Source organism: Microbispora sp. H10885 (assembly GCF_014161415.1).
Lineage (GTDB): Bacteria > Actinomycetota > Actinomycetes > Streptosporangiales > Streptosporangiaceae > Microbispora > Microbispora triticiradicis.
Window position 1 is genome coordinate 578,810 of record NZ_JABBWY010000001.1, and the last position, 26,566, is coordinate 605,375.

24 protein-coding genes are annotated in these 26,566 nt (G+C 72.9%); 7 read left to right on the forward strand and 17 right to left on the reverse strand.

Annotated elements, in window-relative coordinates; all coding sequences use genetic code 11:
- Positions 1 to 118 precede the first annotated feature (118 nt).
- Together HHX37_RS02580 and HHX37_RS02585 are read left to right on the forward strand one after the other, a co-directional pair.
- Positions 119 to 1,012, forward strand: a complete 894-nt coding sequence (locus HHX37_RS02580) for an aldo/keto reductase (RefSeq protein ID WP_182884371.1) — start codon at positions 119 to 121, stop codon at positions 1,010 to 1,012.
- Between the two features lie 10 nt (positions 1,013 to 1,022).
- The gene (locus HHX37_RS02585) at positions 1,023 to 2,042 is read left to right on the forward strand and encodes an NADPH:quinone reductase (protein WP_182884372.1); all 1,020 of its coding nucleotides are present in this window, start codon (positions 1,023 to 1,025) and stop codon (positions 2,040 to 2,042) included.
- A gap of 28 nt (positions 2,043 to 2,070) precedes the next feature.
- On the opposite strand, the gene HHX37_RS02590 is transcribed toward HHX37_RS02585, so the two are convergent.
- From HHX37_RS02590 to HHX37_RS02640, 11 genes are all read right to left on the reverse strand, one after another.
- A complete protein-coding gene (locus HHX37_RS02590) occupies positions 2,071 to 2,640 on the reverse strand; it encodes a GNAT family N-acetyltransferase (protein ID WP_182884373.1) in 570 nt (189 codons plus the stop codon).
- A gap of 110 nt (positions 2,641 to 2,750) precedes the next feature.
- Complete coding sequence (locus HHX37_RS02595; protein WP_182884374.1) at positions 2,751 to 3,638, reverse strand: hypothetical protein; 888 nt, start codon at positions 3,636 to 3,638, stop codon at positions 2,751 to 2,753.
- Positions 3,635 to 4,192 (reverse strand): RNA polymerase sigma factor, encoded by a 558-nt coding sequence (locus HHX37_RS02600; protein ID WP_182884375.1) that lies wholly within the window; start codon positions 4,190 to 4,192, stop codon positions 3,635 to 3,637. Before HHX37_RS02600 ends, HHX37_RS02595 begins: the two co-directional genes overlap by 4 nt.
- A 77-nt stretch (positions 4,193 to 4,269) precedes the next feature.
- Positions 4,270 to 5,817 carry a sensor histidine kinase gene (locus tag HHX37_RS02605; RefSeq protein ID WP_182884376.1) on the reverse strand — a complete coding sequence of 516 codons (1,548 nt, stop codon included), beginning with the start codon at positions 5,815 to 5,817 and terminating at the stop codon, positions 4,270 to 4,272.
- A 3-nt stretch (positions 5,818 to 5,820) separates the two neighbouring features.
- A complete protein-coding gene (locus HHX37_RS02610; RefSeq protein ID WP_182882041.1) occupies positions 5,821 to 6,504 on the reverse strand; it encodes a response regulator in 684 nt (227 codons plus the stop codon).
- A 22-nt stretch (positions 6,505 to 6,526) separates the two neighbouring features.
- Positions 6,527 to 8,023, reverse strand: a complete 1,497-nt coding sequence (locus HHX37_RS02615; protein ID WP_182884377.1) for a serine hydrolase domain-containing protein — start codon at positions 8,021 to 8,023, stop codon at positions 6,527 to 6,529.
- A gap of 110 nt (positions 8,024 to 8,133) precedes the next feature.
- Positions 8,134 to 8,619, reverse strand: coding sequence for a DUF1992 domain-containing protein (locus tag HHX37_RS02620; RefSeq protein ID WP_182884378.1), 486 nt, complete (start codon positions 8,617 to 8,619; stop codon positions 8,134 to 8,136).
- 101 nt (positions 8,620 to 8,720) lie between these two features.
- Positions 8,721 to 9,179 (reverse strand): hypothetical protein, encoded by a 459-nt coding sequence (locus HHX37_RS02625; RefSeq protein ID WP_182884379.1) that lies wholly within the window; start codon positions 9,177 to 9,179, stop codon positions 8,721 to 8,723.
- 75 nt (positions 9,180 to 9,254) lie between these two features.
- Positions 9,255 to 10,133, reverse strand: a complete 879-nt coding sequence (locus HHX37_RS02630) for a CDP-alcohol phosphatidyltransferase family protein (protein ID WP_182881938.1) — start codon at positions 10,131 to 10,133, stop codon at positions 9,255 to 9,257.
- A 329-nt stretch (positions 10,134 to 10,462) separates the two neighbouring features.
- On the reverse strand, positions 10,463 to 11,077 hold the full coding sequence (locus HHX37_RS37500) for a trimeric intracellular cation channel family protein (protein WP_138459579.1): 615 nt from the start codon (positions 11,075 to 11,077) through the stop codon (positions 10,463 to 10,465).
- A 66-nt stretch (positions 11,078 to 11,143) separates the two neighbouring features.
- Positions 11,144 to 12,232, reverse strand: a complete 1,089-nt coding sequence (locus tag HHX37_RS02640) for a L,D-transpeptidase (protein WP_182884380.1) — start codon at positions 12,230 to 12,232, stop codon at positions 11,144 to 11,146.
- 159 nt (positions 12,233 to 12,391) lie between these two features.
- Here HHX37_RS02640 and HHX37_RS02645 point away from each other — a divergent pair, with 159 nt between their 5' ends.
- From HHX37_RS02645 to HHX37_RS02660, 4 genes are all read left to right on the forward strand, one after another.
- The gene (locus HHX37_RS02645; protein ID WP_182884381.1) at positions 12,392 to 13,006 is read left to right on the forward strand and encodes a pentapeptide repeat-containing protein; all 615 of its coding nucleotides are present in this window, start codon (positions 12,392 to 12,394) and stop codon (positions 13,004 to 13,006) included.
- An 84-nt stretch (positions 13,007 to 13,090) separates the two neighbouring features.
- Positions 13,091 to 14,521: an aldehyde dehydrogenase family protein gene (locus HHX37_RS02650; RefSeq protein WP_220502541.1), complete on the forward strand. Its 1,431-nt coding sequence runs from the start codon at positions 13,091 to 13,093 to the stop codon at positions 14,519 to 14,521.
- 93 nt (positions 14,522 to 14,614) lie between these two features.
- Positions 14,615 to 15,301, forward strand: coding sequence for a siderophore-interacting protein (locus tag HHX37_RS02655; RefSeq protein ID WP_220502542.1), 687 nt, complete (start codon positions 14,615 to 14,617; stop codon positions 15,299 to 15,301).
- A gap of 133 nt (positions 15,302 to 15,434) precedes the next feature.
- Entirely contained in the window at positions 15,435 to 15,989 is a 555-nt protein-coding gene (locus HHX37_RS02660; RefSeq protein ID WP_182884382.1) for a hypothetical protein, read from the forward strand.
- Positions 15,990 to 16,017: 28 nt separating this feature from the next.
- Here HHX37_RS02660 and HHX37_RS02665 read toward each other — a convergent pair whose 3' ends face one another.
- On the reverse strand, positions 16,018 to 16,500 hold the full coding sequence (locus tag HHX37_RS02665; protein WP_220502543.1) for a MarR family winged helix-turn-helix transcriptional regulator: 483 nt from the start codon (positions 16,498 to 16,500) through the stop codon (positions 16,018 to 16,020).
- Between the two features lie 104 nt (positions 16,501 to 16,604).
- On the opposite strand from HHX37_RS02665, the gene HHX37_RS02670 reads away from it, so the two are divergent.
- Positions 16,605 to 18,704 (forward strand): MMPL family transporter, encoded by a 2,100-nt coding sequence (locus HHX37_RS02670; protein ID WP_182884383.1) that lies wholly within the window; start codon positions 16,605 to 16,607, stop codon positions 18,702 to 18,704.
- Here HHX37_RS02670 and HHX37_RS02675 read toward each other — a convergent pair whose 3' ends face one another.
- From HHX37_RS02675 to HHX37_RS02695, 5 genes are all read right to left on the reverse strand, one after another.
- The gene (locus HHX37_RS02675; RefSeq protein ID WP_182884384.1) at positions 18,705 to 23,036 is read right to left on the reverse strand and encodes a cation-translocating P-type ATPase; all 4,332 of its coding nucleotides are present in this window, start codon (positions 23,034 to 23,036) and stop codon (positions 18,705 to 18,707) included.
- Between the two features lie 139 nt (positions 23,037 to 23,175).
- A complete protein-coding gene (locus tag HHX37_RS02680; RefSeq protein WP_182884385.1) occupies positions 23,176 to 23,523 on the reverse strand; it encodes an STAS domain-containing protein in 348 nt (115 codons plus the stop codon).
- Between the two features lie 199 nt (positions 23,524 to 23,722).
- Positions 23,723 to 24,562 (reverse strand): SAM-dependent methyltransferase, encoded by an 840-nt coding sequence (locus tag HHX37_RS02685; protein WP_310738211.1) that lies wholly within the window; start codon positions 24,560 to 24,562, stop codon positions 23,723 to 23,725.
- A 189-nt stretch (positions 24,563 to 24,751) separates the two neighbouring features.
- Positions 24,752 to 25,255: a VOC family protein gene (locus HHX37_RS02690; protein ID WP_111700334.1), complete on the reverse strand. Its 504-nt coding sequence runs from the start codon at positions 25,253 to 25,255 to the stop codon at positions 24,752 to 24,754.
- 39 nt (positions 25,256 to 25,294) lie between these two features.
- Positions 25,295 to 26,440, reverse strand: a complete 1,146-nt coding sequence (locus HHX37_RS02695; protein ID WP_244301667.1) for an ROK family transcriptional regulator — start codon at positions 26,438 to 26,440, stop codon at positions 25,295 to 25,297.
- Between the last annotated feature and the right edge of the window lie 126 nt (positions 26,441 to 26,566).

Below are 26,566 nucleotides of genomic sequence, written 5' to 3' on the forward strand. Positions count from 1 at the left end.
GGTACGAGGCCTCCGGGCCCCGCAGCGGAACGTACGTCAGCGGACTGACGGCCGTCAAACCATGGTCGACAGATGACAACTATTGAAATCTGTCATTTGCTGTTTGTACGGTGTGGTCATGAGCACTCCTACTGCTTCCTTCGCCGGCCGTACCGTGGCCCGGGTGGGCTACGGCGCGGCCCAGCTCGGCCGGTTGGGAGACCACCGCGCCGAGGCCGTCGCGCTGGTGCGCCGGGCGGTCGAGCTGGGCGTGAACCACGTCGACACCGCCGAGTTCTACGGCTTCGGCTTCGCCAACGCGGTGATCCGCGAAGCCGTACGCCCCGAAGACGACGTTGTCGTCGTCACCAAGGTCGGCGCCGACCCCAACCCGGGCGGGCGCCTGCCGTTGCGGATGGCGCAGCGGCCCGAACAACTGCGGGCCAGCGTCGAGGACAACCTGCGGAGCCTCGGCGTCGACCGGCTCCCCGTGGTCAATCTCCGCCGCCTCGACTCCGGCCCGGGGCTGCGTCCCGAGGGCGACCAGGTGGTCGACCTCGACGACCAGCTCGCCGCCATGATCACCCTGCGCGACGAGGGCAAGGTCGGGGCGATCGGCCTGGGCAGCGTGACCCTCGACGGCCTGCGCCGCGCCCTGCCGGCCGGCATCGTCTGCGTGCAGAACGCCTACAGCCTCGTCTCCCGCGACGACGAGGACATGCTGCGGCTGTGCGCGGCCGAGGGCATCGCGTGGGTGCCGTTCTTCCCGCTCGGCGGGGCCTTTCCGGGTCTGCCCAAGGTCGCCGAGGAGCCGGTCGTCCACACCGTGGCCGAGTCGCTGGGGGTCACGCCCGCCCAGGTCGGCCTCGCCTGGCTGCTGCACCACGCCCCGAACGTGCTGCTCATCCCCGGCACCGCCGACCGCGGCCACCTGGAGGCCAACATGGCGGCCGGCGAGATCGCCTTCGACGACGCCACCCTTGCCGTCCTCGACGCGGTCGAGTCCCGCTCCAGCGAACTTTCGCTCGGCTAGGGGACGGATCATGAAGGCGATCGTCTACCGCGACAACGGCGGGCCCGGCGTACTCCGGCTCGTCGAGCGTGACCTGCCCGCGCCCGGCCGCGGCGAGGTTCGCGTCCGGGTCGCCGTGTCCGGGGTCAACCCGGCCGACCTGCAGGCCCGCTCCGGCGTCACCGGCCCCAAGCGCTTCCCGGAGGTCACTCCGCACCTGGACGGCGCCGGTGTGATCGACGCCGTCGGCGAGGAGGTCGACCGGAGCCGGATCGGTCAGCGGGTCTGGCTGTTCCTGGCCGCCGCGGGGCGGCCCACCGGCACCGCCGCCGAGTTCACCGTCGTACCCGCCGACCAGGCCGTCCCGCTGCCCGACGAGGCCGGTTTCGACGTCGGCGCCGCGCTCGGCGTCCCCGCGCTCACCGCGCACCGCGCGCTCACCGTCGCCGAGGACGGACCGCGCCGCCTGCGGCCGGGTGCGCTCGACGGCAGGGTGGTGCTCGCCGCCGGCGGGGCCGGAGCGGTCGGGCACGCGGTGATCCAGCTCGCCCGATGGGCCGGCGCCACCGTGATCAGCACGATCAGCGGTCCGGAGAAGGCCCGGCTGGCCACCGCGGCCGGCGCCCACCACGTGGTCGACTACCGCGGGGGCGACCCGGCCGCCGAGATCCGTACGATCGCCCCCGACGGCGTCGACATCGTCGCCGAGGTTGCGCTCGGCGCGAACCTCGCGCTGGACCTCGCCGTGCTGCGTACGCGCGGCACGATCTCGACGTACGCCAACGAAGGCGGCAGACCGGTCGAACTGAACGTGCCGCAGAACATGGTGCTGAACACACGCCTGCAGTTCCTGGTGCTCTACACGGCCGGTGCCGCGGCGCGCGCCGCGGCCGCCGAGGACGTCGCCGCCGCGGTCCGCGACGGCGCCCTGCCGGTCGGCGAGGAACACGGCCTGCCGCTGGTCCGCTTCCCGCTCGACCGCACCGCCGACGCGCACCGGGCGGTGGAGCACGGCGTGGTCGGCAAGGTCCTGGTCGACGTCACCCGATGAACCACGCGCGGGACGGCGCCCGTCAATCTCACTGAGAAGAATCCTGAGGAGCGCGCCTGACGTGCACGTGTCCCCCGCTGGGGAACGGCGGGCGAGCCGGGACGACCTCTTCCAGGACGTAGCCGCACTTCTGCGCCACGCGGCACGACGCGTGGTTGTCCACCAGGTGGAGCAGTTTGAGGAAGTCCAGGCCCTGCCTGGCGAACCTGTCGAAAGCCCAGGTGGTGAGCGACTCGAGAGCCCGGCCGGCGATGCCCCGGCCGCGTGCTTCGCGGGTGGTCCAATAACCGACCTCGGCGGAGTCTCCGCCGGCGACGAGACCTTTGACCACCACGTTGCCCACGAGACGAGAGCGGCCACGCCCAGGCTCCGGCTCCACGACGGCGAAGCTCAGCCGGTCACCGTCATGCCAGCCTCTCCATTGGAGCTCGATCCACCGCCGGGCGTCCTGCTCGTCGTCGACGTGGAACCTGGTCCAGCGGCGCATGACGGGGTCACGGTAGGCGTCGATCAGTTCAGGGATGTCCTCTTCCGTCCAGAGCCGGAGCAGCAGAGAGGAGCCCTCTTCGTCCGGAGGACCGTGGAGTACGACGGTCATGCGTTGAGGTCGGCGACGTCGTCGAACCGGTCGTTCATGTGAATCTCCTCCGAGAACGATACGGCGATCATCGCATTTCCTTGCGACAGACGACCGGGGCATCCGGACGATCAGGAGGAGTCCTTCACGCAGTCGTCGCCCCGCATGCGGGGACCGGGGACGTCGGGGCGACTGTGCGTGGGGCCCACCAGCAGGCGGACGCTGCCCGCCGACCTGAGCACGCCCTCGTGGACGTACCAGGACCCGGGCACGGTGGCGCGATCACCGTCGGCGGTGACGAAGACCGCGTCGGGCACTCCTCTGGAGCGCAGCAGCGCGATGACCCGGTCCACGCGCTCGCCGCGGAAACCGGTGCAGTGCAGCGGTTCCCCGGGGGCGTCGACGGACGCGATCAGGGTGTACCGCTCGCCCTCCCGCCCCCGGCGTCCGAGTGTGATGTCGATCTTCTTCCTGTAGCCGACGGGGATCCTCAGGCCGATCGCACAGGGAAAGTCCGCTGTGAGGCAGCCGTCGATGGTCTCGATCGCGTCCTTACGGCGTCCCCCCTCCGAGGTCCGCTCGCCGCCGGTACGCACCGTGCCCTCCCAGATGCGGCCGACCAGACTCGGCGACGCGGGGACCAGGCGCAGCGAGACGTTCAGCCCGAGGCCGCGAAGCTGTTCCTGGTACACCTCGGGATCGGCGTAGAGGTCCCTCACCATGACGACGTAGAAGCCGTTCTCCTGCCTGATGTCGAGCGCGGCGGCGGCCGGGCCCGCGCCCAGGCCGAGGAACCCCGGCCCGGCCAGGCCGAGCGCGGCGACGAGCGCGGCCACGACGGACAGGCCCCAGCGCCTCCACCGGCGCGGGCCCCCGGCCCCCGGCTCGGCCCCGGCGGTCTCGGGCTCCACCACCACGTGCGACGTGATCTCCTCGAACAGTTCCCGGGCCCCCGTGGTCATCCCCGGGCCCGGCGCGGGGGCGGTTCCCGCGAGCAGGTGGTCGATGTCGCGTCTCATGACGTTCCCTTCGCCGGCTCGGTGGCGCGTACGCCGTAGGTGGCAAGGTCGGATCCGACGAGTTTCAGGTTGCGCGCCAGCCGTCGGCGCGCGCGGTGGAGGCGGAGGCGCACGGCGCCTCGGGAGCAGCCCAGCAAGGTGGCGATCTCGGCCGTGTCCAGGCCTTCCCAGCCGACCAGGGCCAGCAGCTCGCGGTCCCGCTCTCCGAGCAGCCGGAACGCCCGGCGTACGGCGTCGCGGTCGTGGCCGGGGGTGGGGGCGGGGTCCTGCCAGGCGGTGAGCTCCGCCCGGAGCCGGGTGGCGAGCGCCGTGCGCCGGGACGCGCCACGCCGCTGGTTGGCGAGCACCCGCCGGGCCACGCCGTACAGCCAGAGCCTGGCCTCCCGCCCCTCGGGAAGCTCGTCGATGCGCCGCCACGCCGTGGTGAACGTCTCGGCGATGGCGTCCGCGGCGTCGTCGGGAGAGCCGGTGCGCCGCCACACGTAGGTCAGGAGGTCGGAGTAGTGCGCCTCGTAGATCTCCTCGAAAAGCCTTCTGCGTTCCGGGGGGCCCATGCGGCCGTCCTTCCTGTGGGAGGTCGTCGGCCCCGCACATGTCCGGCTCACCCGGACGCGTTTCAGGCTTTTCCGGCTCAGGGCACCACGGCTTTCGAGACCAGCCGGTCTTCGCGGAAGCACAGCCGGTAGGCGAGCCGGTCGGCGTTCTTCACCGTGTAGTACAGGCAGTCCTGTCCCTCAGGCGGGACCGGCGCTCCGTCCGGCGGCCCGTCCCTGGTGAACACGGGAAGCCCGGACCGCACGTCGTCACGCGGATCACCCACGTGCAGCCCTTCGTACGTCTCCCGGTCGAGGACCGAGAGGGACGAGCCGACGAAGCCGAGAGGGACCATGATCAGGGCGATCACGGCGAGCACCGCCACGGGCACCCCGGCCGCCTCCACCAGCCGCCGCCGCACCCGCCGCCGGGCGAGGGCCAGCTCCCCGGCGGCGGCGTGGGTGCCCGCACGCCCCTCCTCGGACTCCGGAACCAGGGGGTTCCCGTCACGTCCGGCGATCGGAACTTCGGCGCAGACCTCGAAACCGCCCGCCGGGGTCGGACCGCTGCGCAGGGTCCCGCCCGCGAACCGGATCCGCTCGTCGAGCCCCACCAGCCCGGACCCTCCCGGCGCGGCCCCGGGCGGCACCCGTCCGGGCGCGCTCACCGCCGGGGCGGCGTCGTTCACCACCCGCACCCCGAACGCGGTCTCGTCCCGTACGAGCCGGACGCGCACGGTCGCGCCAGGGGCGTGTCTGGCGGCGTTCGTCAGGGCTTCCTGGAGCACGCGGCGGACGGCGAGCGCCGCCATCGGGGGCAGGCCGTCGGTGTCGCTCGTCTGCTCGACGACGACCGGGATGCCCGAGTCGCGGGCGCGCTCGACGAGGCCCTCCACGCTCTCCTCCCGGGGCGGCACGAGGGAGTCGTCCTCCCGCAGCACGCCGATGATCTCCCGGAGCCGGTGCGTGGCCTCCGCCGCGGCCTCACGCAGCTCGCGTACGGCGTCGCGCTGCCGCGCGTCGAGCCCGGGATCCAGTTCGAGGACTCCGGCGCGCACCGCGAGGAGCGTCAGGTCGTGACCGAGCGAGTCGTGCATGTCTCCGGCGATGCGGGCTCTCTCCCGGGTCCGGGCGCGGTCCGCGACGGCCCGCTGTTCACGCTCCATCCGGTCGGCGAGGCGCCAGCCCGTGTCCACCAGTTCGGCGTACTGGCGATGCCAGCGGCCGGCCAGCCACGGCAGCACCACCGCGAGCAGCAACGTGAGGAGCTGGGTGGGCCAGCCCCACAGGTCACGCAGGACGAGGGCGGACAGCGGCAGCCCGGAGAGGGCGACGGCGGCGAAGAACCACAGGGCCGCGCGCCCGCTCTCGGCCCGGCGCCCGGCCAGGTAACCGAACAGCGCCAGCGCCGCCCACGTCCAGTACAGAGGAGTCAGCATCCGCGCGTCCAGCGCCAGCGTCAGCGTCACCGGCACGGCGAGCGCGGTCAGCGGCCGGGCGCGTCCCAGCGCGGTCGCGACGGCGAACGACGGGACACCCGCGATCAGCGGTGTCAGGGTCCGCCCGTCGGGGTCCAGCGCCGCCGCGGCCGGTGGCACGCACACCGCCGCCCACAGCGCGAGGTCCTGGAGCCGGGGCGTCCGCACGGCTCAGGGCCTCCGATCGGCCGGCGCGCCGGGTGCGGCGGGCACGAGACCGGCCTCGTACGCCAGGATCGCGGCCTGGACCCGGTTCCTCAGGCCGAGGCGGGTGAGGATCTGGCTGACGTATCCCTTGACCGTCCCCTCCACGAGGTGCAGCCGCCGGGCGATCTCGGCGTTGGACAGCGCGGCCCCGACCAGCGCGAGCACCTCGCGCTCCCGCTCGGTCAGCTCGTCCAGGCGGTCGCGGGCGGTCCCCGGCACGCCGTGCGGGCGCGTACGGAGGCGGGCGATCACCTGGCGGGTGACGGCAGGGGAGAGGTACGCGCCGCCGGCGGCCACGGCACGGACCCCCGCGATGAGTTCCCGGGGATCGCCCGACTTGAGCAGGAACCCGGAGGCCCCGGAGCCGAGCGCGCTCGTCACGTACTCGTCCTCGTTGAACGTCGTGAGCATCACGACCGCGATCTCGGGGAGGACGCGCCGCAGCTCGGCGGCCGCTCCGAGCCCGTCGAGCCGCGGCATCCGCACGTCGAGCAGGCAGATGTCCGGGCGGTGCCGCAGGGCGAGGTCCACGGCCTCGCGCCCGTCGGCCGCCTCGGCGGTCACGTCGATGTCGCCGGCCGTGCCGAGGATGCTCCTGATGCCGGCCCGGATCAGCGCCTCGTCGTCCGCCAGCAGGACCCGGATCATGTCTGACCTCATGACGGGGACGCTACCGAAGCGCGCGGCGGGCGAGCACGGTGCGGGTGAGCACGGTGCGGGTGAGGCGGGCGACCACGACGGCGACGGCGGCCAGCGCCCCGGTGGCGGCCCAGACGTACAGCGCGGGCCAGACATACGTCAGCTGGTCCAGCGTGCCCACCCGGTTCAGCAACAGCCCGGCCAGGTCCGCGAGCCCGAGATAGAGCGCGAGAGGCAGCGCGTACGGGACCAGCCGCGCGGCCAGCCGCCATGCGGGCCTGCCCGTACGGCGGCGCGCCCAGCCGCCGGAGCGCAGCACCCCCGCCACGCCGAGCGCGAGGTTGAGCAGCGACAGGCCGGCCAGCCAGTAGTCCGCCGACATCGTGAAGGGCGCCGCGTCCGTGTCCGGCCTGCCCTCGATCATCCCGGTGACGCCGTCGCTGATGATCAACGCGTCGTCCCCGGAGACCATGCCGGTGTTCGTGACGACGGCGATGCCGTACCCGCTCGCGGGCAGGATCGTCTGCGCCGAGTTGTGCGTCAGCAGCCAGCCGGTGTGCCGCAGCATGGGGGCTCCCCCGCCGGTCCGGCCGGCCGACCAGCCCATGCCGTACGTGCTGCCGCCCACGCCCGAGGGGGCCTGAGCCGTCCTGACGGTGCCCGGCGGGAGGACGTGACCCGCGCCGTCCTGCGTGATGAGCCATCTGGCCATGTCGTTGGCGGTGCTGACGACTCCGTAGGAGCCGTTGACGAACCACTTCGGATGCGCACGCTCGATCAGCCGGCCGTACGCCCGGACGTACCCGGCGCCCGCGCCGGGGAACTCCTCCGTCGTGTTCACCGTCCGGGTGGACGTCATGCCGAGCGGGGTGAGCACCGTGGCGGCCAGGCAGTCGGCGAACGGCTTCCCGGACACCACCTCGGCCAGCCGCGCGGCGACCGCGTAATTGGGGTTGTGATAGATCATCCGGGTGCCCGGCGTCGCGGCGAGCGGGGCGTTCCCGAGCATCGCGACGGCGCTTTCAAGGTCGTCCGGCGCGGGGAGCGTCAGTTCGGGAAAGGTCCGGTCGCTCATGCCCGAGGTCTGCTGGAGCAGTTGCCGCACGGTGATCGCACCGGCCCGGGGATCGGCCATCGTGAAGTCCGGCAGGTACCGCCGCACCGGGGCGTCCAGGTCGATCCTGCCCTCGTCGGCGAGGCGGAGCACCGCCAGGGCGGTGAACGACTTGGAAATCGAGGCGAGCGGCATCGGCGTGTCCGCGGTGATCGCCTCGCCGCCCGCCGTGTGCCCGTGCCCGGCGGCGTACACCACCCGATCGCCGCGGACGACCGTCACCATCGCGCCGGGCAGGCCGGTCCGCCGCATGTACGACCGCACGTAGTGGTCGATCGCCGCCGGTGTCACCTCGCCCGGCCGCTCGGCGACGGCTCCCGCCGAGGTGCTCGCCGCCGCCGCTGTCCCCAGCGCCGTCCCCGCCGTCAGTGTCGCCAGCAGGCCGGCGACCGCGGCGATTCTCCGTGTCCGCACCGTCTTCTCCCCGATCTCTCACGTGTACGCAGGTCACGTACGGTATGAGCCCTCAGGGGGGCGGCACAGCGGACGATCGGAAGGTCTCTCACCCGACTTTCGTCAGGTGTTCAACGGCGCCACAGGCGGCGGAGGAAGGAGCGCCTGGCCGGGGCGGGCGGAGGAGCGGGTTCCGTCTCGGCGGCCCGGTCGGCGACCGGGCGGGCGGCCCGCCATCCGGCGGCGACCTCGTCCACGTCGATGAGCGGCTGCACGACCGGTGGGCCCGACAGGGGCCTGCGGTAGCTCTCGCGGATCCTGTCGTTCATCTCCTCGGCGATCCGGCGCGCGTCGGTCTCGGTCCGCGCGCCCAGCGCCGCCGCCCTGGCCTCCTCGGCCTCCTTGCGCAGCGCCAGCGTCTCCGGCAGCGGGAACGACAGGTTCTCCGCCCGCATCTTCTGCTTGATCCACCACATCTCGTCGTACGGCTCGCCCGCGCCGGGGATGGGCTTGCCGGCGCCCGGCAGGTTGTCGAACTCCCCGCGCTCGGCGGCCTCGCGGATCTGCCGGTCGATCCACGACTCGAAGCTCGTCCCGAGGGGTCTGCGGTCCGTCACGGCCTCACCTCGCACGGTCTCGTACGGTCTCGCACGGTACGGTCGGCATCCTCCCCGCAGGATAACCGGCGCTCGGCCGGCCGCCCGCGCCGCCGTTCGCCTCACGGCATCGTCTCGTGGCCGGGCTGCCCGGGGGTGCGGCGCTGCTGTTTGAGCTCCGCCTCGAAGAGATGGCGGCGGCCGCCGGCCAGCTCGTCACGCGCCTGTCGCTCCAGCTCCTGGAAGAGCGTGTAGTAGCCGTCGTCGTACTCCTCCACGATCTGGAAGGTCCAGCGCCCCGGGAGGACGTTGCGGCCGACGAGCTCGCGTTCGATCCGGTCGGCCCACTTGTCGTGCCCGGCCTGGCGCAGCAGCCGTACGGCGTCGTCCAGCTCGAAGTCCGCCGTGCCGGTGAGCTGGTGGAAGGCGTACAGGTGGCCCCTGGCGCGGTGGATCGTCTCCAGCGCCTTGCTGAGCCTGCCCAGCGCGTCGACGGTGACGTCGTCGAGACCGGGTGGCCGGCGGTGGCCCGGATCGGGCCGGGCAGGGAGGTCCTCACGGGATTCGTCGCGTTCGGTCATGTCCCCACCGCTACCCGCCGCACCCGCCTCTCTACCGGCGTCTCTACCGGCGTCTCTGCCGGTCACGACGCGGCGTCATCCGGAGGCGCGGATCACGGCGAGCACGCGGGACAGGTCGCGTGACGACAGCAGGAGCTTGTACATGATCGCGGCCTCGAACAGCAGCAGCAGGGCCGCCGCGCCGATGGTCACCGGTACGATCGCGCCCGTCATGGGCCCGACGATGAACACCGCCATCTGGAACTCGATGCCGCTCATCAGATGGGTACGGACCCGGTGCGCGCGCAGCCACTCGCGTAGCCGCGGATACCAGGAGAAACGGGTGCGGAACTCCTCCTGCAGGTCCACGGCCGCGGCCAGGCGGACCCTGATCTCGTCCGGGTCGTCCTCGGGGTCCTCGCGCAGCAGCGCCCGCGGAAGGGGCGCGGGGCCGCCGGACGACTCGCAGTAGGCCCGCCGCACCCTGCGCCGCATCTCCCGGCGGACCTTCGCGATCTGCAGGGCGTCGACGTAGCGGAGCATGTCGAGGAACACCACCGTGATGCCCAGCAGCGGGTAGACGTCCTCGCCGGTCACGCGGTACTGCCCCCACACCAGCGCGACGGTGCAGGTCAGCACCCTGATGCGGTCGAAGACGTAGTCGAGCCAGCCGCCGAGGACGGTGCCCGTCCCCTTGAGCCGGGCGATCTTCCCGTCCATGCAGTCGAGGACGAAGCTCAGGTGGTAGAGCACGGCCCCCGCGACCAGCCACGCCCACTCCGCCCGCAGGAAGCACCAGGCCGACCCGAGGCCGAGGGCGAACGCGCCCCAGGTGATCTGGTTGGGGGTGACGGACGTGCGGTTGGCGGTTCCGACGACCAGCCGGCCGGCCAGGGGATCCACCAGGAACACGGTCCACCAGGCGTCCCGCGCCTTGTACGTCTGCGAGCGTACGTCTTGGAATGTGAACGTCATTTCGGGGGGCTTTCTGGTTGTCTGGCAAGTCGCGGGAGAAATGTCAGAATTCGTCGTCCAGGCCGAGCGCGTGCGAGTCGTCGCCCGGACGCGGGTCGCCGGCGCCGAGCAGGGCGACCGTCGGCAGGAGAAGAGTCCTGAGCATGTCCATGCCCTCAGGTCGGCATTTCTTCGGAATTCCTTCGGTGTTCTTTTTCCCGCGACTCATCAAAGCACCCGTCGGCCGCCTTCCGCGACTTTTTCCCGGGGTGCCCGGGCATGCGAAATCACTTAATAGTGATAAATCTGGATTTAAGCGGCCGGGCGCGTGAGGCCGGCGTCAGGGCGGCTCAGACCGGTCCGCCGACGCCCCGGGCGAGGGGAGCGCGCCAGCCGTACCGCATGGCGAGGATGCGGAGCGCGAAGGCGAGTACGGCCGAGGAGAGGGTGGCGGCGAAACCGCGGATGTCCAGCGCGTACAGGACGGCCATCGCCGTCGAGCCGAGCATCGCCGGCACGGCGTAGAGCTGGCGGTCGTAGAGCAGGGTCGGCATCTCGCCGGACAGGACGTCGCGGATGACACCGCCGCCGACCGCGGTGCAGACGCCGAGCAGCACGGCGTGCAGCGGCGAGAGGCCGTACGCCAGCGCCTTGGCGGTGCCGACCGCGCAGAACAGGCCGAGGCCCGCCGCGTCGAAGACCAGCACGCCGGGCATCGCCCGCTCGACCTGCGGATGCCAGAAGAAGGCGATGGCGGTGGCCGCGATCGGCACGAGGAGATATCCGGTGTCCCGGAAGGCGGCGGGCTGCACGCCGATGAACAGGTCGCGCGTGATCCCGCCGCCGACGGCGGTGAAGAACGCCAGCACCGCCATGCCGACCACGTCGAGCCGTTTGCGTACGCCCTGCAGCGCGCCGGAAAGGGCGAAGACGAAGATTCCGGCGAGGTCGAGGGCGGGAGTCACAGGTGTGGAGTCTCCCACACGGCTCTCACGCGGCTCTCAGTGGCCGACAGGCCTACCTGGGGTACGTCACCCCTCCAGGCCGCCCGAGGTCGGGGAGGGGGACGCGGAGGGGGCCGGGGAACCGGCCGGCAGGGCGCTGCCGCGCTTCCACTGGGTCCAGTTCAGCTGCCAGTAGCTCCAGCCGTTGCGCCAGTCGAGCTTGCGCTTGGTGCCGGTGACCTGGACGACGTCGCCGCGCTGGCTGATGCCGTAGAACCACTTGGCCCCGGCGGGGGTGGCCCGCACGCAGCCGTGGCTCTGGTTCGACTTACCGAGGAACTGGTAGTCGCCCGCGCTCTGGTGGACGTACTCGCCGCTGTCGGAGATCCGGACCGCCCAGGGGATCTCCAGCTTGTAGTAGAGCGGGTCCTTCGGGTCGGTGACGCCGAGCCAGGACGAGGTCATCGTCTCGACCCGCTTCTTGCCCATGGCCAGGTGGACGCCGCTGGTCGTCAGGTAGACGTCGACGCCGTTCTTGACCAGGCCGCCGCGGCCCGCGCTGATCGGGATCGTCTTGGCGAGCTTGCCGTCGCGGCGGACCTTCATCACGTGCTTCTTCGTGTCGACGACCGCGATGTTGGCGGTGCCGACCGCGAAGCGGCGCGAGACGTCCTTGGCGGCCTCGTTGCCGGGGATCCGGCTCAGCAGGGCCTTGAAGAGCACCTTCTGGTGCGGCTTCCAGTACGTCTTGGTCCGGTAGACGACCTTGCGGTCGGAGACCCAGCGCCACGCGCCCTCGACCGGCTTCTCGGCCTGGACCAGCAGCACGGACTCCGCGGCCGCCCGGTCGCGTACGGCCCGGTCGAAGGTGACGATGATCGGGAAGCCGACGCCGACCCGCTCGACCTTCTCGCCCATCGGCGTGATGTCGGCGATGCCCAGTTTCGGCTTGCCCGCCCTGCGCGCCGTCCTGGACGCCGCGTGCGGCGCGAGCCCGGCGGCGGTCCCGGTGGCTTCGGTGGCCTGCGCGGCCGGAGTCTGTGTGGCCGCGGTCTGTGCCGCCGCGGTCTGTGCTGCTTCGGTCTGTGGGGCTGTGCCTTCCGCCGAGCAGGCCGTTGCGACGGCGATGGCGGCGACGGTCAGTGTGACGTGGGCCGCCCGCCGGAGGATGTTCACGGTCTACTCCTCAAAGAGGGTTTCACTGCGATTTGCACTCTCTTGGAACGTATGAAAAGCCGGTTTTGTGCGTCCGAGACCATAACGATCAAGTAACTGTCGGGGCCGGGCGATACGGTCGGCGCATGTGTTGTCAGAGGGGCCGCAGTGGGGGCCGCCGTGGTTGAGCGCGCGTACGGCAGACAGGCTCCGCCCACGGAGCGCACGGTCGAGTCCGAGGACTGGGACAGCCGGGACCTGTCGGGGGAGAGCCACCGCAGGGTGGAGTTCACCGACGTCGACATGACCGAGGCGTCGAGCCGGGGCGCGGAGTTCTTCGAGTGCGTCTTCCGGGACGTGCGGTTCAACGTGTCCACGCACACCGACTCCGCATTCGTGAGCTGCACGTTCGTCCGGTGCTCGTTCTTTGACACCACCTTCACGGGGTGCAAGCTCGTCGGCAGCGTCTTCGAGCGCTGCGGCCACGACCTCATGAAGGTGGAGGGCGGCGACTGGTCGCTGACCGCCCTGCCCGGCGCGGACCTGCGCCGCGCGTCCCTGACCGGCGTGCGGATGCGCGAGGCCGACCTGACCGGAGCCAACTGCGCCGGGGCGACGATCCGCGGGGTGGACCTGTCCGGCGCGTGGCTGCACCGGGCCGACTTCTCCCGCTGCGACCTGCGCGGCAGCGACCTGTCCGCGCTCGATCCGCGCACGGCCGAGATCGCGGGCGCCGTCGTCGACCCGCATCAGGCGATCGTCGTCGCCACGTCGCTCGGCCTGGAGGTGCGCTGACGGGAAGTCCGGGAACCGTGGTGATAACCGTACGCACCGGGGGGTAGAGCGACCACGTCGCACGAGTCGCGGGAGGAGACCGGGGTGCGGGACAGGGATCGCTGGGTGCTGACCGACGGGGAGTGGACGGCGAGCGCGAGCGAGCGTGACCGCACGGTCGCCGACCCCGCGACCGGGGAGCCGCTGGGCGACTTCCCCGCAGGCTGCGCCGAGGACGTGGAGCGCGCCGTCGACTCGGCCCGCCGCGCCCAGGCGGGCTGGGCCCGTACGGCGCCCGCCGAACGGGCGGCGTGCCTGCACCGGATCGCCGACCGGATCGAGGCCCGCGCGGACGAGCTCGCCGAACTGGTGACCAGGGAGATGGGCAAGCCGATCGGCGACAGCCGCGGCGGCGTGGCGGCCGGCGCCGGCACGCTCAGGCAGTACGCCGAGCTGGGGCCGCTGCACCGGGGGCGCAGCCTGCAGGGCGGCTGGGACGCCACCGACCTCATGGTGCACGAGCCGCGCGGCGTCGTGGCGGTGATCACGCCGTGGAACGACCCGGTGGCCATCGCCTGCGGGCTCGTCGGGGCGGCCGTCGTGACCGGCAACACGGTCGTCCACAAGCCGTCCGAGCGCACGCCGCACACGGGGGCGCTGCTCGCCGGGCTGATGGCGGAGGAGCTGCCGCCGGGCGTGCTGACCATGGTGCCGGGCGACCGGCACGCGGGGGAGGCGCTGGCCGCGCATCCGGGGATCGACCTCGTCGCGCACGTCGGCTCGACCGCCGCCGGCCGCGCCATCGCCGCGGTCGCCGCGCGCACCGGCGCGAAGACCCTGCTGGAGAACGGCGGCAAGGACCCGCTGATCGTGGACGCCGGAGTGGACGCGAAGTGGGCGGCGGGGCAGGCCGCGACCGGCTGCTTCGCCAACGCCGGGCAGATCTGCACCTCGGCCGAGCGCGTCTACGTCCACCGGGACGTCGCCGAGGAGTTCCTCGCGGCACTCGTGCAGCGGGCCGAGGAGCTGCGCATGGGCCCCGGCCTGAACGAGGAGACCACCCTCGGGCCGCTGGTCGACCGGGCGCAGCGCGACATCGTGGACCGGCACGTGCGCGGCGCGATCGAGGCCGGCGCGCGGCTGCTGACGGGCGGGTACGTCCCCGAGGGTCCTGGGGCCTTCTATCCGCCGACCGTCCTGGCCGACTGCACCGAGAACATGGACGTCATGTGGGAGGAGACGTTCGGCCCGGTCGCGGCGGTGCGGGTGGCCGGGTCGTTCGACGAGGCGCTGGAGCTGGCCCGCGAGTCGCGGTACGGCCTCGCCGCCACGGTCCTGACGCCGTCGATGGCCAACGCCCAGCGGGCCTGGCGGGAGCTGCCGGTGGGCACCGTGAAGATCAACGCCGTGTTCGGCGGGGCGCCGGGCGGCGCCGCGCAGCCGCTGCGCGGCAGCGGGCACGGTTTCGGCTACGGCCCCGAGCTGCTCGACGAGATGACCCACACCAAGGTCGTCCACCTCAGCCCGCTGGCCTGAGCTGCCGGCGGGCCGGCGACGCCTCCCGCTTGACTTCAGGTGCACCTCAACCGGCACTGTTGACCCCATGAACTCAAGTCGGGAGGCCGCGCCGTGAGCCTCTTCCTGCACGGCACCGTCGCGGAGATCGAGCAGGTCGCCGAGCGCATGCGCCGCGTTCGCATCGCCGGGCCCGGCCTGCGCGGCCTCACCTGGAAACCGGGCAACCACATCCGGGTACGGGTGGGCGACCCGCGCTCGCCGCGCTCGTGGCTGCGTGGGCTGCTGCGCACCTACTCGATCTGGCAGTACTCGCCCGACGGGCATCTCGACCTGTGCGTCCTCGACCACCCCTCGGCGGGGCCGGGAGCGCTGTGGTCGAGGGAGGTCCGCGTCGCCGATCCGGTCGCGTTCCTCGCCCCGCAGGGCAGGTTCGTCGTGCGCGCGGACGCGCCGTACCACCTCTTCGCCGGAGACGAGACCGCGGCCGGCGCGTTCGGGGCGATGCTGCGCGCCCTGCCTCCGGCCGCGACCGTGTACGGCGCGATCTCCGCGGAGAGCCCCGGGGACCGTCTTCCCCTGGAGCGGGCCGACCGCCTCGGCTGGTCCTACCGGCCGGCCGATCTCGTCGGCGCGATCCGCTCGCTGGACCTCCCCGCCACGCCGGGCGTCGCCTACCTGGCCGGGCAGGTCCGTGACTGCCAGGCGGTGCGCGACCATCTCGTCCGGGAACGCGGCTGGTCGCGCGGAGACATCGTGATGAAGCCCTTCTGGGCTCCCGGACGGCGGGGCATGGACTGACGGATATGGATTGACGGGCACGGGTTGGCGGGCTCGCCAGGCTTGACCCGACATTGGGCGTGGGCGGCGTGATCGGCGCGGACGCGCTGCCTACCGTCTTCCTCGTAGGGATCCGTGACCTCGGGGGAGACTCATGATCATCTTCTCGGCCGCCGCCGCTCTCGCCGCGACGCTGATCGCCGGACCGGCCACGTTCGCCGACCCCGGGCCGTCCGCGGCCCTCTCCGGCCCCAACGGCGGCACCACCGCCGGCAAGACGGGCGGGGAGGCGCCGGCGCAACAGCCCGACACGGTGGTCGGCGACCCCGGATACGGTCCCTCAGGCCCGGACGACAACCCCGGGGACGGCACCGGTTACAGCCCGGCGTACGCACCGGCCACCGTGCCGGCCGCCGGGCCGGCCACTGTGCCGGTCGTCGCGCCCGCTTCCTTCACCGGACAGGCCGGCCAGGCCGGCCAGCCCGAGCAGGCCGTCTACCACCTGAAGGGCAAGGACGGCGTGCGGCACGACGTGGTGGTCGTCCCGATCTCGGACGACCCCTCCAAGCCGATCGCGCTGCCCGACTTCGGCTTCCAGAAGTTCAAGGTGACGGACAAGCCGCGCACCCACCGGCCGCGGGTCCACGCGGCGCGGCGGCACCAGGGTAGGAGGCATCACCACGGCGGCAGGGCGCACCGCCGCCGCTGACGTACGCTCCAGCGCGAGAGGCGCCCTCTCACGAGCCCTTCTCAGGCGCCCCCGTCTCCTGCCGGGCCGCGACGGTGGCCTCGATGCTCCGGCCGAGGAAGCGCCCGATGACCCGGCGCTCCTCCGGGGTGAACTCTTCGAGCGCCGCCGACATCCGCCGTCCGAGCGGTGCGAAGAACCGGCCCGCGAGGGCCGCCGCCTGCTCGTGCATGGCGAGTTCCACCTTGCGCCGGTCGCCGGTGCTCCGATGCCGCGTGAGATGGCCGGCCTGCTCAAGCCGGTTGATCAGGGCGCTGGTGGCGGGCGCGCTCAGGTTGAGCGCCGCGCCCAGTGCCCCGGGGGTCAGCGGCCGCCCCTCGCGTGAGGCGTCCATGATCACGGTGAGCGCGTCGAGGTCCGTGCGGTGCAGTCCGTGGTCGACGGCGAACTGCTCGGCGAACCGGTCCACCTCGACGTTGAGACGCCGCATCAGGTTCATCAGCTCGAAGGGATCGATGGTCTCCTCGGCCACACGCACCACCTCCCGCGTTGCCAACCACCCCCGGCTCCACCTAATCTTTCCACGGTAGAAATATTCCACCGTCTGAAATATTTCACCATGGAAAGAGATGGCGGATGAGGCGAGCAGATACTAGTGGATGGGCGGCGCTCTGGGGTCCCCGGGGCAAGTGGCTCGCGGTCGTCCTGGCGATCGTCGTCTCCGGTCTGGCCCTGGCGCTCGGCGGCGCGTCGAAGGTGAACACCGACCCGGCCGCCGCGCTGCCCAGGGGCGCGGAGTCGGCGACGGTGGCCCGGCTGCAGCAGCGGCTGCCGAGCGGCCAGCTCGCGCCGGCCCTGGTCGTCTACAGCCGTGACGGCGGGCTGTCTCCGCAGGACCGGGCGTCGATCGACGCGGACGCGCGGCGGCTCACGGCGCTGGCGGCGGGCGGGCGGGTGCCGCCGCCTGTCTACTCGGACAAGGGCGACGTGGCGCTGCTGAGCGTGCCGCTGCGCGGCGCACTGCCGCTCGCGGATCTCACCGACGCCGTACGGAAGGTCAGAGAGGAGGCCGCGGCCGGCCTGCCCGCGGGGGCGCGGGCGCAGGTCACCGGCCCGGCCGGGTTCAAGGTCGACCTCGCGGCGGTGTTCGACGGCGCGAACCTCACCCTGCTGGCGGTCACCGCGTCGGTCGTCGCGCTCCTGCTGCTGATCACCTATCGCAGCCCGTGGCTGTGGCTGGTCCCCCTCAGTGTCATCGGCGTCGCCGACCAGGTCGCGGCCAAGATCGTCGCCGTGCTCACCCGCACGGCCGGGCTGACCGTGGACGACTCGACCCTCGGCATCACCTCCGTGCTGGTGTTCGGTGCGGGCACCAACTACGCGTTGCTGCTCATCGCCCGCTACCGGGAGCAGCTTCGCGTCCACGACGACCGGCACCTGGCCATGGCGCGGGCCGTCCGCTCGGCGGCCCCGGCCGTCCTGGCCAGCTCGGCGACGGTCACGCTCGCCCTGGTGACGCTGGTCCTCGCGGACTCGCCGGCCGTACGCGGCATCGGGCTGGCCGGGGCGATCGGCATCGTGACCGCCGTCTGCTACGCCCTGCTGGTCCTGCCCGCCGCGCTCGTGCTGTTCGGCCGGGGGCTGTTCTGGCCGTTCGCCCCGAAGACGGGGCAGCCGGACCCGGCCCGCGACGGAGTCTGGGCGCGCGTGGGCGGCGCGGTGTCGCGGCGGCCCGCTCTGATGACCGCGGTGAGCGTGGCCGTGCTGGCCGTGCTGGCCCTGGGCGTCGCCGGGCTGAAGGTCGGCCTGTCGCAGACGGAGCAGTTCCGGGAGAAGGTGGAGGCCATCGCGGGGCAGGAGACGCTCGGCCGCGCCTTCCCGGCCGGGAGCGCGCAGCCGCTCGTGCTGATCTCCCGCGCCTCCGCGGCCGAAGAGGTCGAGGCCGCCGCCTCGCGGGTGCCCGGGGTCGTGCGGGTCACGCCGGGCGACCGGACCGCCGAGTACGCCCGGGCCGACGTGGTGCTACGGGCGGAACCGGGCACGGAGGCCGCCTTCTCGGCGGTCCGCGCGCTGCGCGCCGCGGTGCACGCCGTGCCCGACGCGCAGGCCGTCGTCGGCGGGCAGCCGGCCGTCGACCTGGACGAACGCGACGCGGCCGCGCGCGACCAGAAGCTGATCATGCCGCTCGTGCTGGGAGTGGTGCTGCTCGTCCTGCTCGCCCTGCTCCGCTCGGTGGTCGCGGCGGTGACGCTGGTGCTGACCGTGATCGCGAGCTTCGGGGCGAGCTTCGGGGCGGGCTGGTTCGCCTTCAGGCACCTGTTCGGCTTCCCGGCGCTCGACCTCGACGTCCCGCTGCTGAGTTTCCTGTTCCTCGTGGCGCTGGGGATCGACTACAACATCTTCCTCGCCACCCGGGCCAGGGAGGAGGCGGCGGAGCAGGGCACCCGCGAGGGGGTGGTCACCGCCCTCGCGGTGACCGGCGGGGTCATCACGAGCGCCGGGGTCCTGCTCGCGGCGGTGTTCTCCGTGCTCGGCGTGCTGCCGCTGATCACGCTCACCCAGATCGGGGTGATCGTCGGGTTCGGCGTGCTGCTCGACACCGTCCTCGTGCGCAGCGTGCTCGTCCCCGCGCTGGTCACGCTGCTGGGCGACCGTTTCTGGTGGCCCGGCGACCCCGCCGCCGGGGCGACGCCCACGCGCACGTCCGTACGGCAGGCGGAGGCGGCCCGCCCCTGATCACCGTACGGCCGGTCGCCCTGCGAGCACGCCCACGAAGGTGGCGGCCGCGGCGCTGCTGAGGCCGATGACCCAGCCCACCGGTCCGAGGGGCCGGCACCCGAAGACGGTGCTGACCCCCGGGACCGTGACGATGAACCCCAGGACGGCGAGCGACGACAGGGCGGCCAGCGCGATCACCCGGTCCCGCCCGCCCTCCACCATGGTCTGCATGAGCTGGGCCGACACGAGCGCGACGAGACCGATCGTGTTCGCCCGCGTGCGGGTGCCGCTGAGGCGGCCGGCGAGCCACGCGACCGTGGCCGCGCCCGCCGTCACCGCGGCCCGCAGGTAGATGTCGCGGGTCAGCGACGCGCCCAGCGACGCCTCGGGGCCCTCGGCGAGCAGTCTCTCCGGGTCGGTCGAGGCCGGCGGCCGTACGGCGACCACCATGGCCGGCACCATGTCCGTGAGGAGGTTGACCAGCAGGAGCTGCCGGGCGTTGAGCGCGCTGCCGCCGGCGAGCAGGGAGGACCCCACGGTGTAGGCGATCTCGCCGATGTTGCCGCCGAGGAGGATGCTCAGCGAGTCGCGCACCGAGCTCCACATCGCCCGGCCCTCGACGATGGCGTCCACGATCGTCTCGATGCGGTCGTCGGTCACGACGAGGTCGGCGGCGGCCCGGGCGGCGGGGGTGGCCCGCGAGCCCAGGGCGATGCCGACGTCGGCGGTGCGGATGGCGGGCGCGTCGTTCGCGCCGTCGCCGGTGACGGCGACGACCTCTCCGGCCCGGCGCAGGCAGGTGACGATCCTGGCCTTGTGGGCGGGGGTGGCCCGGGCGAAGACCGACACCTCGGGCAGCACCTTGGTCAGCGTCTCGTCGTCGAGCTCGTCCAGCGCCGGGCCGGTCATCACCCGCCCGCCGTTCAGCGCGTTCAGCTCGACCGCGATCGCCTCGGCGGTGCTGGGGTGGTCGCCGGTGACCATGACGACCCTGACCCCGGCCCGCATGAGGCGGCCGACGCTCTGCGCGGCCGTGGGCCTGACCGGGTCGGCCAGGCCCAGGAAGCCGAGGAAGCACAGCTCCTCGATGCGCGACTCGTCCAGGTCGCTCCGGTCGGACGCGGGCCGCTGCGCGACGGCGAGCACCCGGTAACCCTGCCGGGCCAGCCGCTCCACCTCCTGCTCCAGCTCCAGCCGTACGGACTCGTCGCAGGGCACCGCACCGGTCTCGCGGTGGACCGTGGTGCAGTGGGTGAGCACGACCTCGGGGGCGCCCTTCACGCTGAGCAGATGGCCGTGCTCGGTGCGTCCGAGCACGGCGTGGTATCCCCGGCCGGGCTCGAACGGCATCTCGTCCACGCGTTCCCAGCGTTCGAACCCCTCCTCGGGGATGACCTCCAGCCGGTGGGCGCCCTCCAGCACGGCGCGGTCGGTCGGGTGGGCGATCACCCGCCCGGCGCCGGACCGGGGGCTCGCCCGCACGGCCGCGGCGAGGACGCGCCGCAACGCGACGTCCGCGTCCGCCGCCTCGACCGGGCGGCCCGCGCGTCCGTCGGAGATGTGACGCAGGCTGATCCGGCCCTCGGTCAGCGTGCCCGTCTTGTCGAAGCACAGCACGCCGACCCGGCCCAGGGCCTCGATCGTGGACGGGTTGCGCACCAGGGCGGCCCGCCTGGACAGCCGCCGGGCGGCGGCCAGCTCCGCCACGGTCGCCACGAACGGCAGCCCCTCGGGCACGGCGGCGACCGTCAGGCTGACGGCGGGGGTCAGCGCCTGGGCGAGGGACCGGCCGCGCAGGAGGTCGGTCACGAGCAGCACCAGGCCCGAGGCGATCGAGAGCGGGAGGATCCGCCGGCTCAGCTCCCGCAGGCGCAGCTCGACACCGGTCGGCGGGCCGGGCTCGCCGGCGAGGCGGGCGCTGCGCCCGGCCTCCGTCAGGTCGCCGGTCGCGACGATCACCGCCCGGCCGCTGCCGGCCGCGACCGTCGTCCCCTGGTAGACCATCGAGACGCGGTCGGCGACGGCCGCCGCCATGGTCGGCGTGGCGGTCTTGGCGACCAGCTGGGACTCCCCGGTGAGGCTGGACTCGTCGAGCTCCAGCCCGACCGCCTTGATGACGCGGGCGTCGGCGGGTACGGCGTCGCCCGCGCGCAGCTCGATGACGTCGCCGGGGGCGAGGTCGTCCTTGGTGGCCTCGACCACCCCTTCGGGCCGGCGCAGCCGTACGAGGACCTCGGTCGACTCGGTCAGGCGGTGCAGTGCCTGGTCGGCCTTGAACCGCTGCACCCCGCCGAGGAACGCGTTCACGATCATGACACCGCCGATCAGCACGGCGTCCAGCATCGAGCCGACCATGGCGGAGATGCCCGCACCGGTGGCGAGGGCGGGCGTGAGCGGGTTGGCGAGCTCCTCCACGGTGGCCCGGGTCAGCGAGTGCGGCCGTTCCTCCTCCTCGGGCGCGGCCTGCGCGCGCCGCTGCTCCGCCTCCTGCCCGGCGATGCCCTGGGGCGAGGAGCCGAGCCGGGAGAGGACCTCCCGGGCGGACATGGCGTGCCACGGGGTGGTGTCGGCGCGGGGCGGGACAGGGATCCGGCCCGCGCCGCGCCCGGCCCACTCGCCGAGCGCGATGGCGGCTCCGGAGACGGCGGCGCCCGCGATCTGCGCCCGCCGCAGGGCCGTGCCGGCCGGGCCCGCGACGGCGAGCAGGGTGCCGACGACCGCGCCCGCGGCCCCGAGCCGTACGGCGTTCGCGCTGGTGCGGCGCGCGCGGGGCAGGCAGCGCAGGAACAGGTGGACGCCGTGCAGCTCCCCGGCGACGTCGGCGTCCCACGGCACGATCCCCTTCGGATCGACGACCCCGAGGCCGACGTCGGCCTGGGCCAGCGCGTGCCGGGCGCCCGCGGACACGACGACCACGCAGTGGCCCTCCGCCTGAAGCTCGTAGACGCGCCCGGCGAGCTCGGCGCCGCCGGGCAGCATCCGGGAGATGGCGAGACGCCGTGCCAGGCCCTCGTCGCCGCCCGCGAGGAAGACGGTGCCGGCCCCCTTGGCCGCGCTGACGACGGGCACGGCCAGGGCGTCGATCTCCGGGGCGAGACCGGCGACGGCGACCCGGGCGCCGTCCCTGGCCACCTCCACGGCCCGCAGTCCCCGGCTCCGCCAGCCGTCGCCGCCGGGAACGAGCCGCGCGGGGTCCGGCAGCGGCCGCGCGGACCACCCGTCCCCGTTCCGTATGTGCCCGGGGTCGGCGAAGTCGATGAGGGAGTAGAGCCGGGAGTACAGCTCGTCGGTGTCGAGTCCGTCCACCAGAGGCTCGACCCGGTCGATCGTCCACGAGCCGGTCGTGAGGGCGGCGGCGTCGAGGATCACGGTGTCGACGCGGTCCATCCTGCGCAGGGAGTCGGCGTCGAAGACGACGGTGTCGTGTTTGCCGAGCGCGCGGAGGACGGCGCCGGAGAACGCCTCCCGGCCGAGGTCGGCGGCCCGCGGGGTGGCCGAGACGAGCACGGACACCGCCCGCTCGCCCCGCGTGAGGAACCGGGCCACCGTGTAGCCCGCGGCGCTTATCGGGCCGACCACGTCGGCGTACCGCTCGATCGGGCCGTGCGGGAGAGGGCAGGGCCGGGGCCGCGACCCCGCCCTGACATGGTGGTAGGCGCCCGGCCGCTCGGCCAGCCGTTCCTCCAGGTCCTTCCAGGCGTACCGGCCCGCCTTGGTCTCCACGTAGCGGCCGAACGAGGCCGCCGCCTGCACCAGCAGTCCCGCCGGGCGGAGCGTGAGCGTCTGGGTGACCAGGTTGGCCGTGGTGAAGAGGACCTCGGCGGGACGCCGGCCGAGGCGCCGGTCGAGCTCCTCGCGGAGCGCGGGCGTCGCGTTGACGAGCTGCACCAGCGAGGGCACGGCGGCGGGGAGCCGGGGCACCCGCACCGCCCTGGCGAGGAAGACCCACCCGATCCCGGCCAGGCCCGCGCCCAGCCGTACGGTCGCCCTCAGGTGCTCGTGCGCGAGGTGGACGGGGGTCTCACGGGCGTGCTCCTCCAGGGAGTCGAGTTCGGCGGTGAGCCTCAGGAGCTCGTCCTGGTCGGTCAGCTCGGGGTCGCAGGCGACGAAGACGCAGGAGATGCGGCCGTTGACCTCCGCCCGTTCCACGCCCGCGACCTCGCCCAGCCGCGTCTCCAGCCGTGTGGCGGCCTCCTCGGAGCCCGGCCGGCCGATGCCGTGCAGGCCGATGCGCAGCCCTCCCGGGCAGAGGCGCACCTCACGGGTGCACGGCAGCAGTTCGCGGAGTGGTTCGGGCAGCACGCTCCGCAAGAGGGCCACCGATGTCGTGAGCCCCTGAGTGAGGATCATCACCCCTCCTCGCGAGAGTCGGGGGCAACTCACGAATGACGGCAAAACGGCCGGACGACCGTCCTCCGTTACTTTTCCTCCATCGGCGACGGCGGAAACGCGCAGGCGGAAACGCGCAGAGGGGCAGGGGCCGACCGGCTCAGGCCATCGTGAAGGCGGGCCAGTCCAGCATGAGCAGCAGCTTGCGCAGCGCGGGCCGCACGTTGTTGAGCTGGATGGGGTGGCCGACCGGCGAGTCGGACAGCACGGCCAGGGCGCGCAGGCCGTAGAGGTCGATGAACCTCAGTTCGGCGACGTCCACGCCCTGCGCGCCGGACTTCGTCCAGGCCTTGTTGAGAGCGCCGGCGATGGCGTCGCCGTTGGTGAGATCGATCTGGCCGATCAGGCGGACGGACCCGTCCACGGAGGTGCGGATGCTGATTTGCGAGTCCGTGTAGAGCAGATTCTTGTTGCGAGTGGATTCGAACGACCCATTGACGGTCATCATGCGGTGCCGCCTTCCTGTAGAGGGGCAGCCACCTCCGAGCATCACCGTCCTCACCGACCGGTGTCAACCGAGCCACCGGCCGTACGGGGACCAGGGCGGCCGCCCGTCCGTCGCCGGACGTGACGCCGCCTGCACTGATACCCGTACGGCCCGGCGCGGGGACAGTGACCTAACTCACGTTTATTCGGCCGGGACGATCTCAGTGCTTGCGGGCCAGGCCACCGACGAACGTGTGATAGGTGATTCCGCGGTCTACCGGCTCGCCGGGGTCCGGCCGCCACTCCGCGAGCGGGACCACGCCGGGCTCCAGGAGTTCCATGTCGCCGAAGTACGCGACGATCTCGTCGTGCGTGCGCCACCGGCCGGTGCCGAGGTTCTCGTTGAACAGCTTCTCGGCGGTGGTCGCCTGGGCCGAGACCTCGGGCATGGACGGGCCCGGGTTGTGGAAGTGGGACAGCGCCATATAGCTGCCGGACGGCAGGGCGTCCCGGAAGCGGGCGGCGATCGCGTGGGGGTCCTCGTCGTCGTTGAGGTGGTGCAGGATCGCGAACAGCAGCAGGGCCACCGGCTGCGTGAAGTCGATGAGGTCGCGCACCCCGGGGTGGTTCAGGATCGACTCCGGGTCGCGGATGTCGGCCTCGATGACCGTGGTGCTCCCGTTCGTGGCGAGCAGCGCCCGGCCGTGGACGAGCACGATGGGGTCGTTGTCGACGTAGACGACCCGCGACTCGGGAGCGGCCGCCTGGGCGACCTGGTGCACGTTGCCCTGGGTGGGCAGGCCGGAGCCGATGTCGAGGAACTGCCGGATGCCCGCCTCGGCAGCCAGATAGTGGACGACGCGCCGGAGGAAGGCCCGGTTCGACCGGCCGGCCGCGGGGGCGTCCGGCGCGATCTTCAGGGTCGCCTCCCCGATCTGGCGGTCGATGGCGAAGTTGTCCTTGCCGCCGAGGAAGAAGTCGTAGACACGGGCGATGCTCGGCTTGCTCGTGTCGATTCGGGCCGCTCTCGCGGCGGCCTCGCGCTGGGCCTCGTCGTCCACGACTCGTCCTGTCCCCTCGCCGTACCGGTGCAGACCGCGATCATGCTAGAGGCCGACGAGGGGGTGAGGGAGGGGATTCGCGATAAGTGGTATGGATAGGTCGGTCAATGAAGACAAACCCGTTACATTCAGCCCTTTTGGCCTGCCGTATGTAGGCGTTTCGGTCAGGTTCAGAGTCGGCCGCTGATGTCAGACGCTGACGCCGACCCCGCCGCGCGTGTGCGCACCGTATCGCTCCAGCTCCGCGGCCAGGTCGAGCGGCCTGATCGTGGTGCGTCCGGCCAGGAGTTCGTCGGTGATCAGGTCGGCGGGCACGAGCCAGGAGACCTCGAACTCCAGTCCGTCGGGGTCCTTCGCGTAGAGGGCCTTGGTGGTGGCGTGGTCGGACGCGCCGACCAGGGCGTCCATCGCCGCCAGCCGGGTCGCGACGCGGTCGAGTTCGGCGAGCGTGTCGACCTCCCACGCGAGGTGGTAGAGGCCCACCGTCGCCCGGCCCGCCGACGACGGCCCCGCCTGCGCGCCGATCTGGAAGAGCCCGAGGTCGTGGTCGTTCGACGACCCCTCGGCCTGCAGGAACGCCGCCCCGGGAAGCGCGTTGACGACGCGGAAGCCCAGAGCCTCCCGGTAGAAGGCCACACTGCGGTCGACGTCCCGCACATAGAGAACCGCGTGGTTGAGTCGCTGGACCGGCATGACGCCCTCCCGTTACTTGAGCTCTCAAGTAAGACTAGCTCAGGTGTGTAAAAGAGCGGCGGGGTCGGCCATGACCTGCTCGATCACCTGGCCGGCCGCGCCGAGGGCGGCCGCCTCCGCGCCGAGCCGCGACACGATCACCGGCGGCACGGTGCCGCGCATCTGGCCGAGGCGGGCCCGCAGCGTGTCCCCGACCACGTCGCCGATCCAGCGGAAGAGCGGCGCGTAGATCCCGCCGAGGACGATGGCGCCGGGGTCCACGAGGTTGATCGCCGACGACAGGGCCACCCCGAGGGCCCACGCCGCCCGCTCGCAGGCCGCCCGCGCCCTCTCGTCGCCCTCCCGCAGGCGCTGGGCCACCTGCGCGACGCCCAGCTGGCCGCGGACGCCCCCGGCGGCGGCCAGCAGCGCGTCCTGCCCGGCGTACTGTTCGAGGCATCCCCGGCCGCCACAGCGGCACTGCGGCCCGTCGGGCGCGACGACGACATGCCCGAGCTCGCCGGCGAAGCCGTGCGCCCCCCGGAAGAGCCGGCCGCGGACGACGAGTCCGGCGCCGATGCCGATCTCCCCTGAAACGTGCAGGAAATCGGGCAGTCCCGACCCGAACCACAGCTCACCGAGCGCGGCCAGGTTCGCCTCGTTCTCGACGCGTACGGGGAAGGGGAAGTGCTGGAGGAGCGACGCCAGCGGGACGTCGCGCCAGCCCAGGTTGGGAGCGTTCCGGACGTCGCCGGTGGCCCTGTCCACAGGGCCGGGCACGGCCAGCACCCCGCCGACCACCCGGAGGCCCTTCTCCACAGCCTCGTCCACAACGTTCGCGGCCAGATCCCCAAGTCGCGCGATGCTGTCCACAGGGAGTGCGGCGCGGTTGTCCACAGCCTGTGTACGGCGCAGCCGCACGGTCCGGGCGAGGTCGACCACGCACACGGCCAGGTAGTCGACGTTGACCTCCAGGCCGAGGGCGGCCACATGGCGCCCGCTGATCCGGATCTCGACGCCGGGCCTGCCCCGCTCGCCGTCCCGGACGGCGCCGGTCTCCACCACCAGCCCACCCTCGATGAGGTCTCCGACCAGCTTGGAGACGGTCGTCTTGGTGAGGCCCGTTATCTCGGCGAGAGCGGCGCGCGTCACCGCGCCGCGTGCGCCGACCTCACCCAGTACGAGCGCCAGATTCCGGGCGCGCATCGCGTCGTGTCGTACGGCCTGCGACATCACACCCTCCACTATCGGGGGTTGAGAACCTGGACACGCCCTCTTGACCCGGAGCCCGCCACGTCGGATATTTAGTCCACAACATAGACTAATTCGGAG

Bases quoted from the DNA above. Each gene is read 5' to 3' on its own strand.
- HHX37_RS02580 (WP_182884371.1), top strand. From the start codon at position 119: ATGAGCACTCCTACTGCTTCCTTCGCCGGCCGTACCGTGGCCCGGGTG.
- HHX37_RS02585 (WP_182884372.1), top strand. From the start codon at position 1,023: ATGAAGGCGATCGTCTACCGCGACAACGGCGGGCCCGGCGTACTCCGG.
- HHX37_RS02590 (WP_182884373.1), bottom strand. From the start codon at position 2,640: ATGACCGTCGTACTCCACGGTCCTCCGGACGAAGAGGGCTCCTCTCTG.
- HHX37_RS02595 (WP_182884374.1), bottom strand. From the start codon at position 3,638: ATGAGACGCGACATCGACCACCTGCTCGCGGGAACCGCCCCCGCGCCG.
- HHX37_RS02600 (WP_182884375.1), bottom strand. From the start codon at position 4,192: ATGGGCCCCCCGGAACGCAGAAGGCTTTTCGAGGAGATCTACGAGGCG.
- HHX37_RS02610 (WP_182882041.1), bottom strand. From the start codon at position 6,504: ATGATCCGGGTCCTGCTGGCGGACGACGAGGCGCTGATCCGGGCCGGC.
- HHX37_RS02625 (WP_182884379.1), bottom strand. From the start codon at position 9,179: ATGACCGAACGCGACGAATCCCGTGAGGACCTCCCTGCCCGGCCCGAT.
- HHX37_RS02630 (WP_182881938.1), bottom strand. From the start codon at position 10,133: ATGACGTTCACATTCCAAGACGTACGCTCGCAGACGTACAAGGCGCGG.
- HHX37_RS02660 (WP_182884382.1), top strand. From the start codon at position 15,435: ATGATCATCTTCTCGGCCGCCGCCGCTCTCGCCGCGACGCTGATCGCC.
- HHX37_RS02670 (WP_182884383.1), top strand. From the start codon at position 16,605: ATGAGGCGAGCAGATACTAGTGGATGGGCGGCGCTCTGGGGTCCCCGG.
- HHX37_RS02675 (WP_182884384.1), bottom strand. From the start codon at position 23,036: ATGATCCTCACTCAGGGGCTCACGACATCGGTGGCCCTCTTGCGGAGC.
- HHX37_RS02680 (WP_182884385.1), bottom strand. From the start codon at position 23,523: ATGATGACCGTCAATGGGTCGTTCGAATCCACTCGCAACAAGAATCTG.
- HHX37_RS02690 (WP_111700334.1), bottom strand. From the start codon at position 25,255: ATGCCGGTCCAGCGACTCAACCACGCGGTTCTCTATGTGCGGGACGTC.
- HHX37_RS02695 (WP_244301667.1), bottom strand. From the start codon at position 26,440: ATGCGCGCCCGGAATCTGGCGCTCGTACTGGGTGAGGTCGGCGCACGC.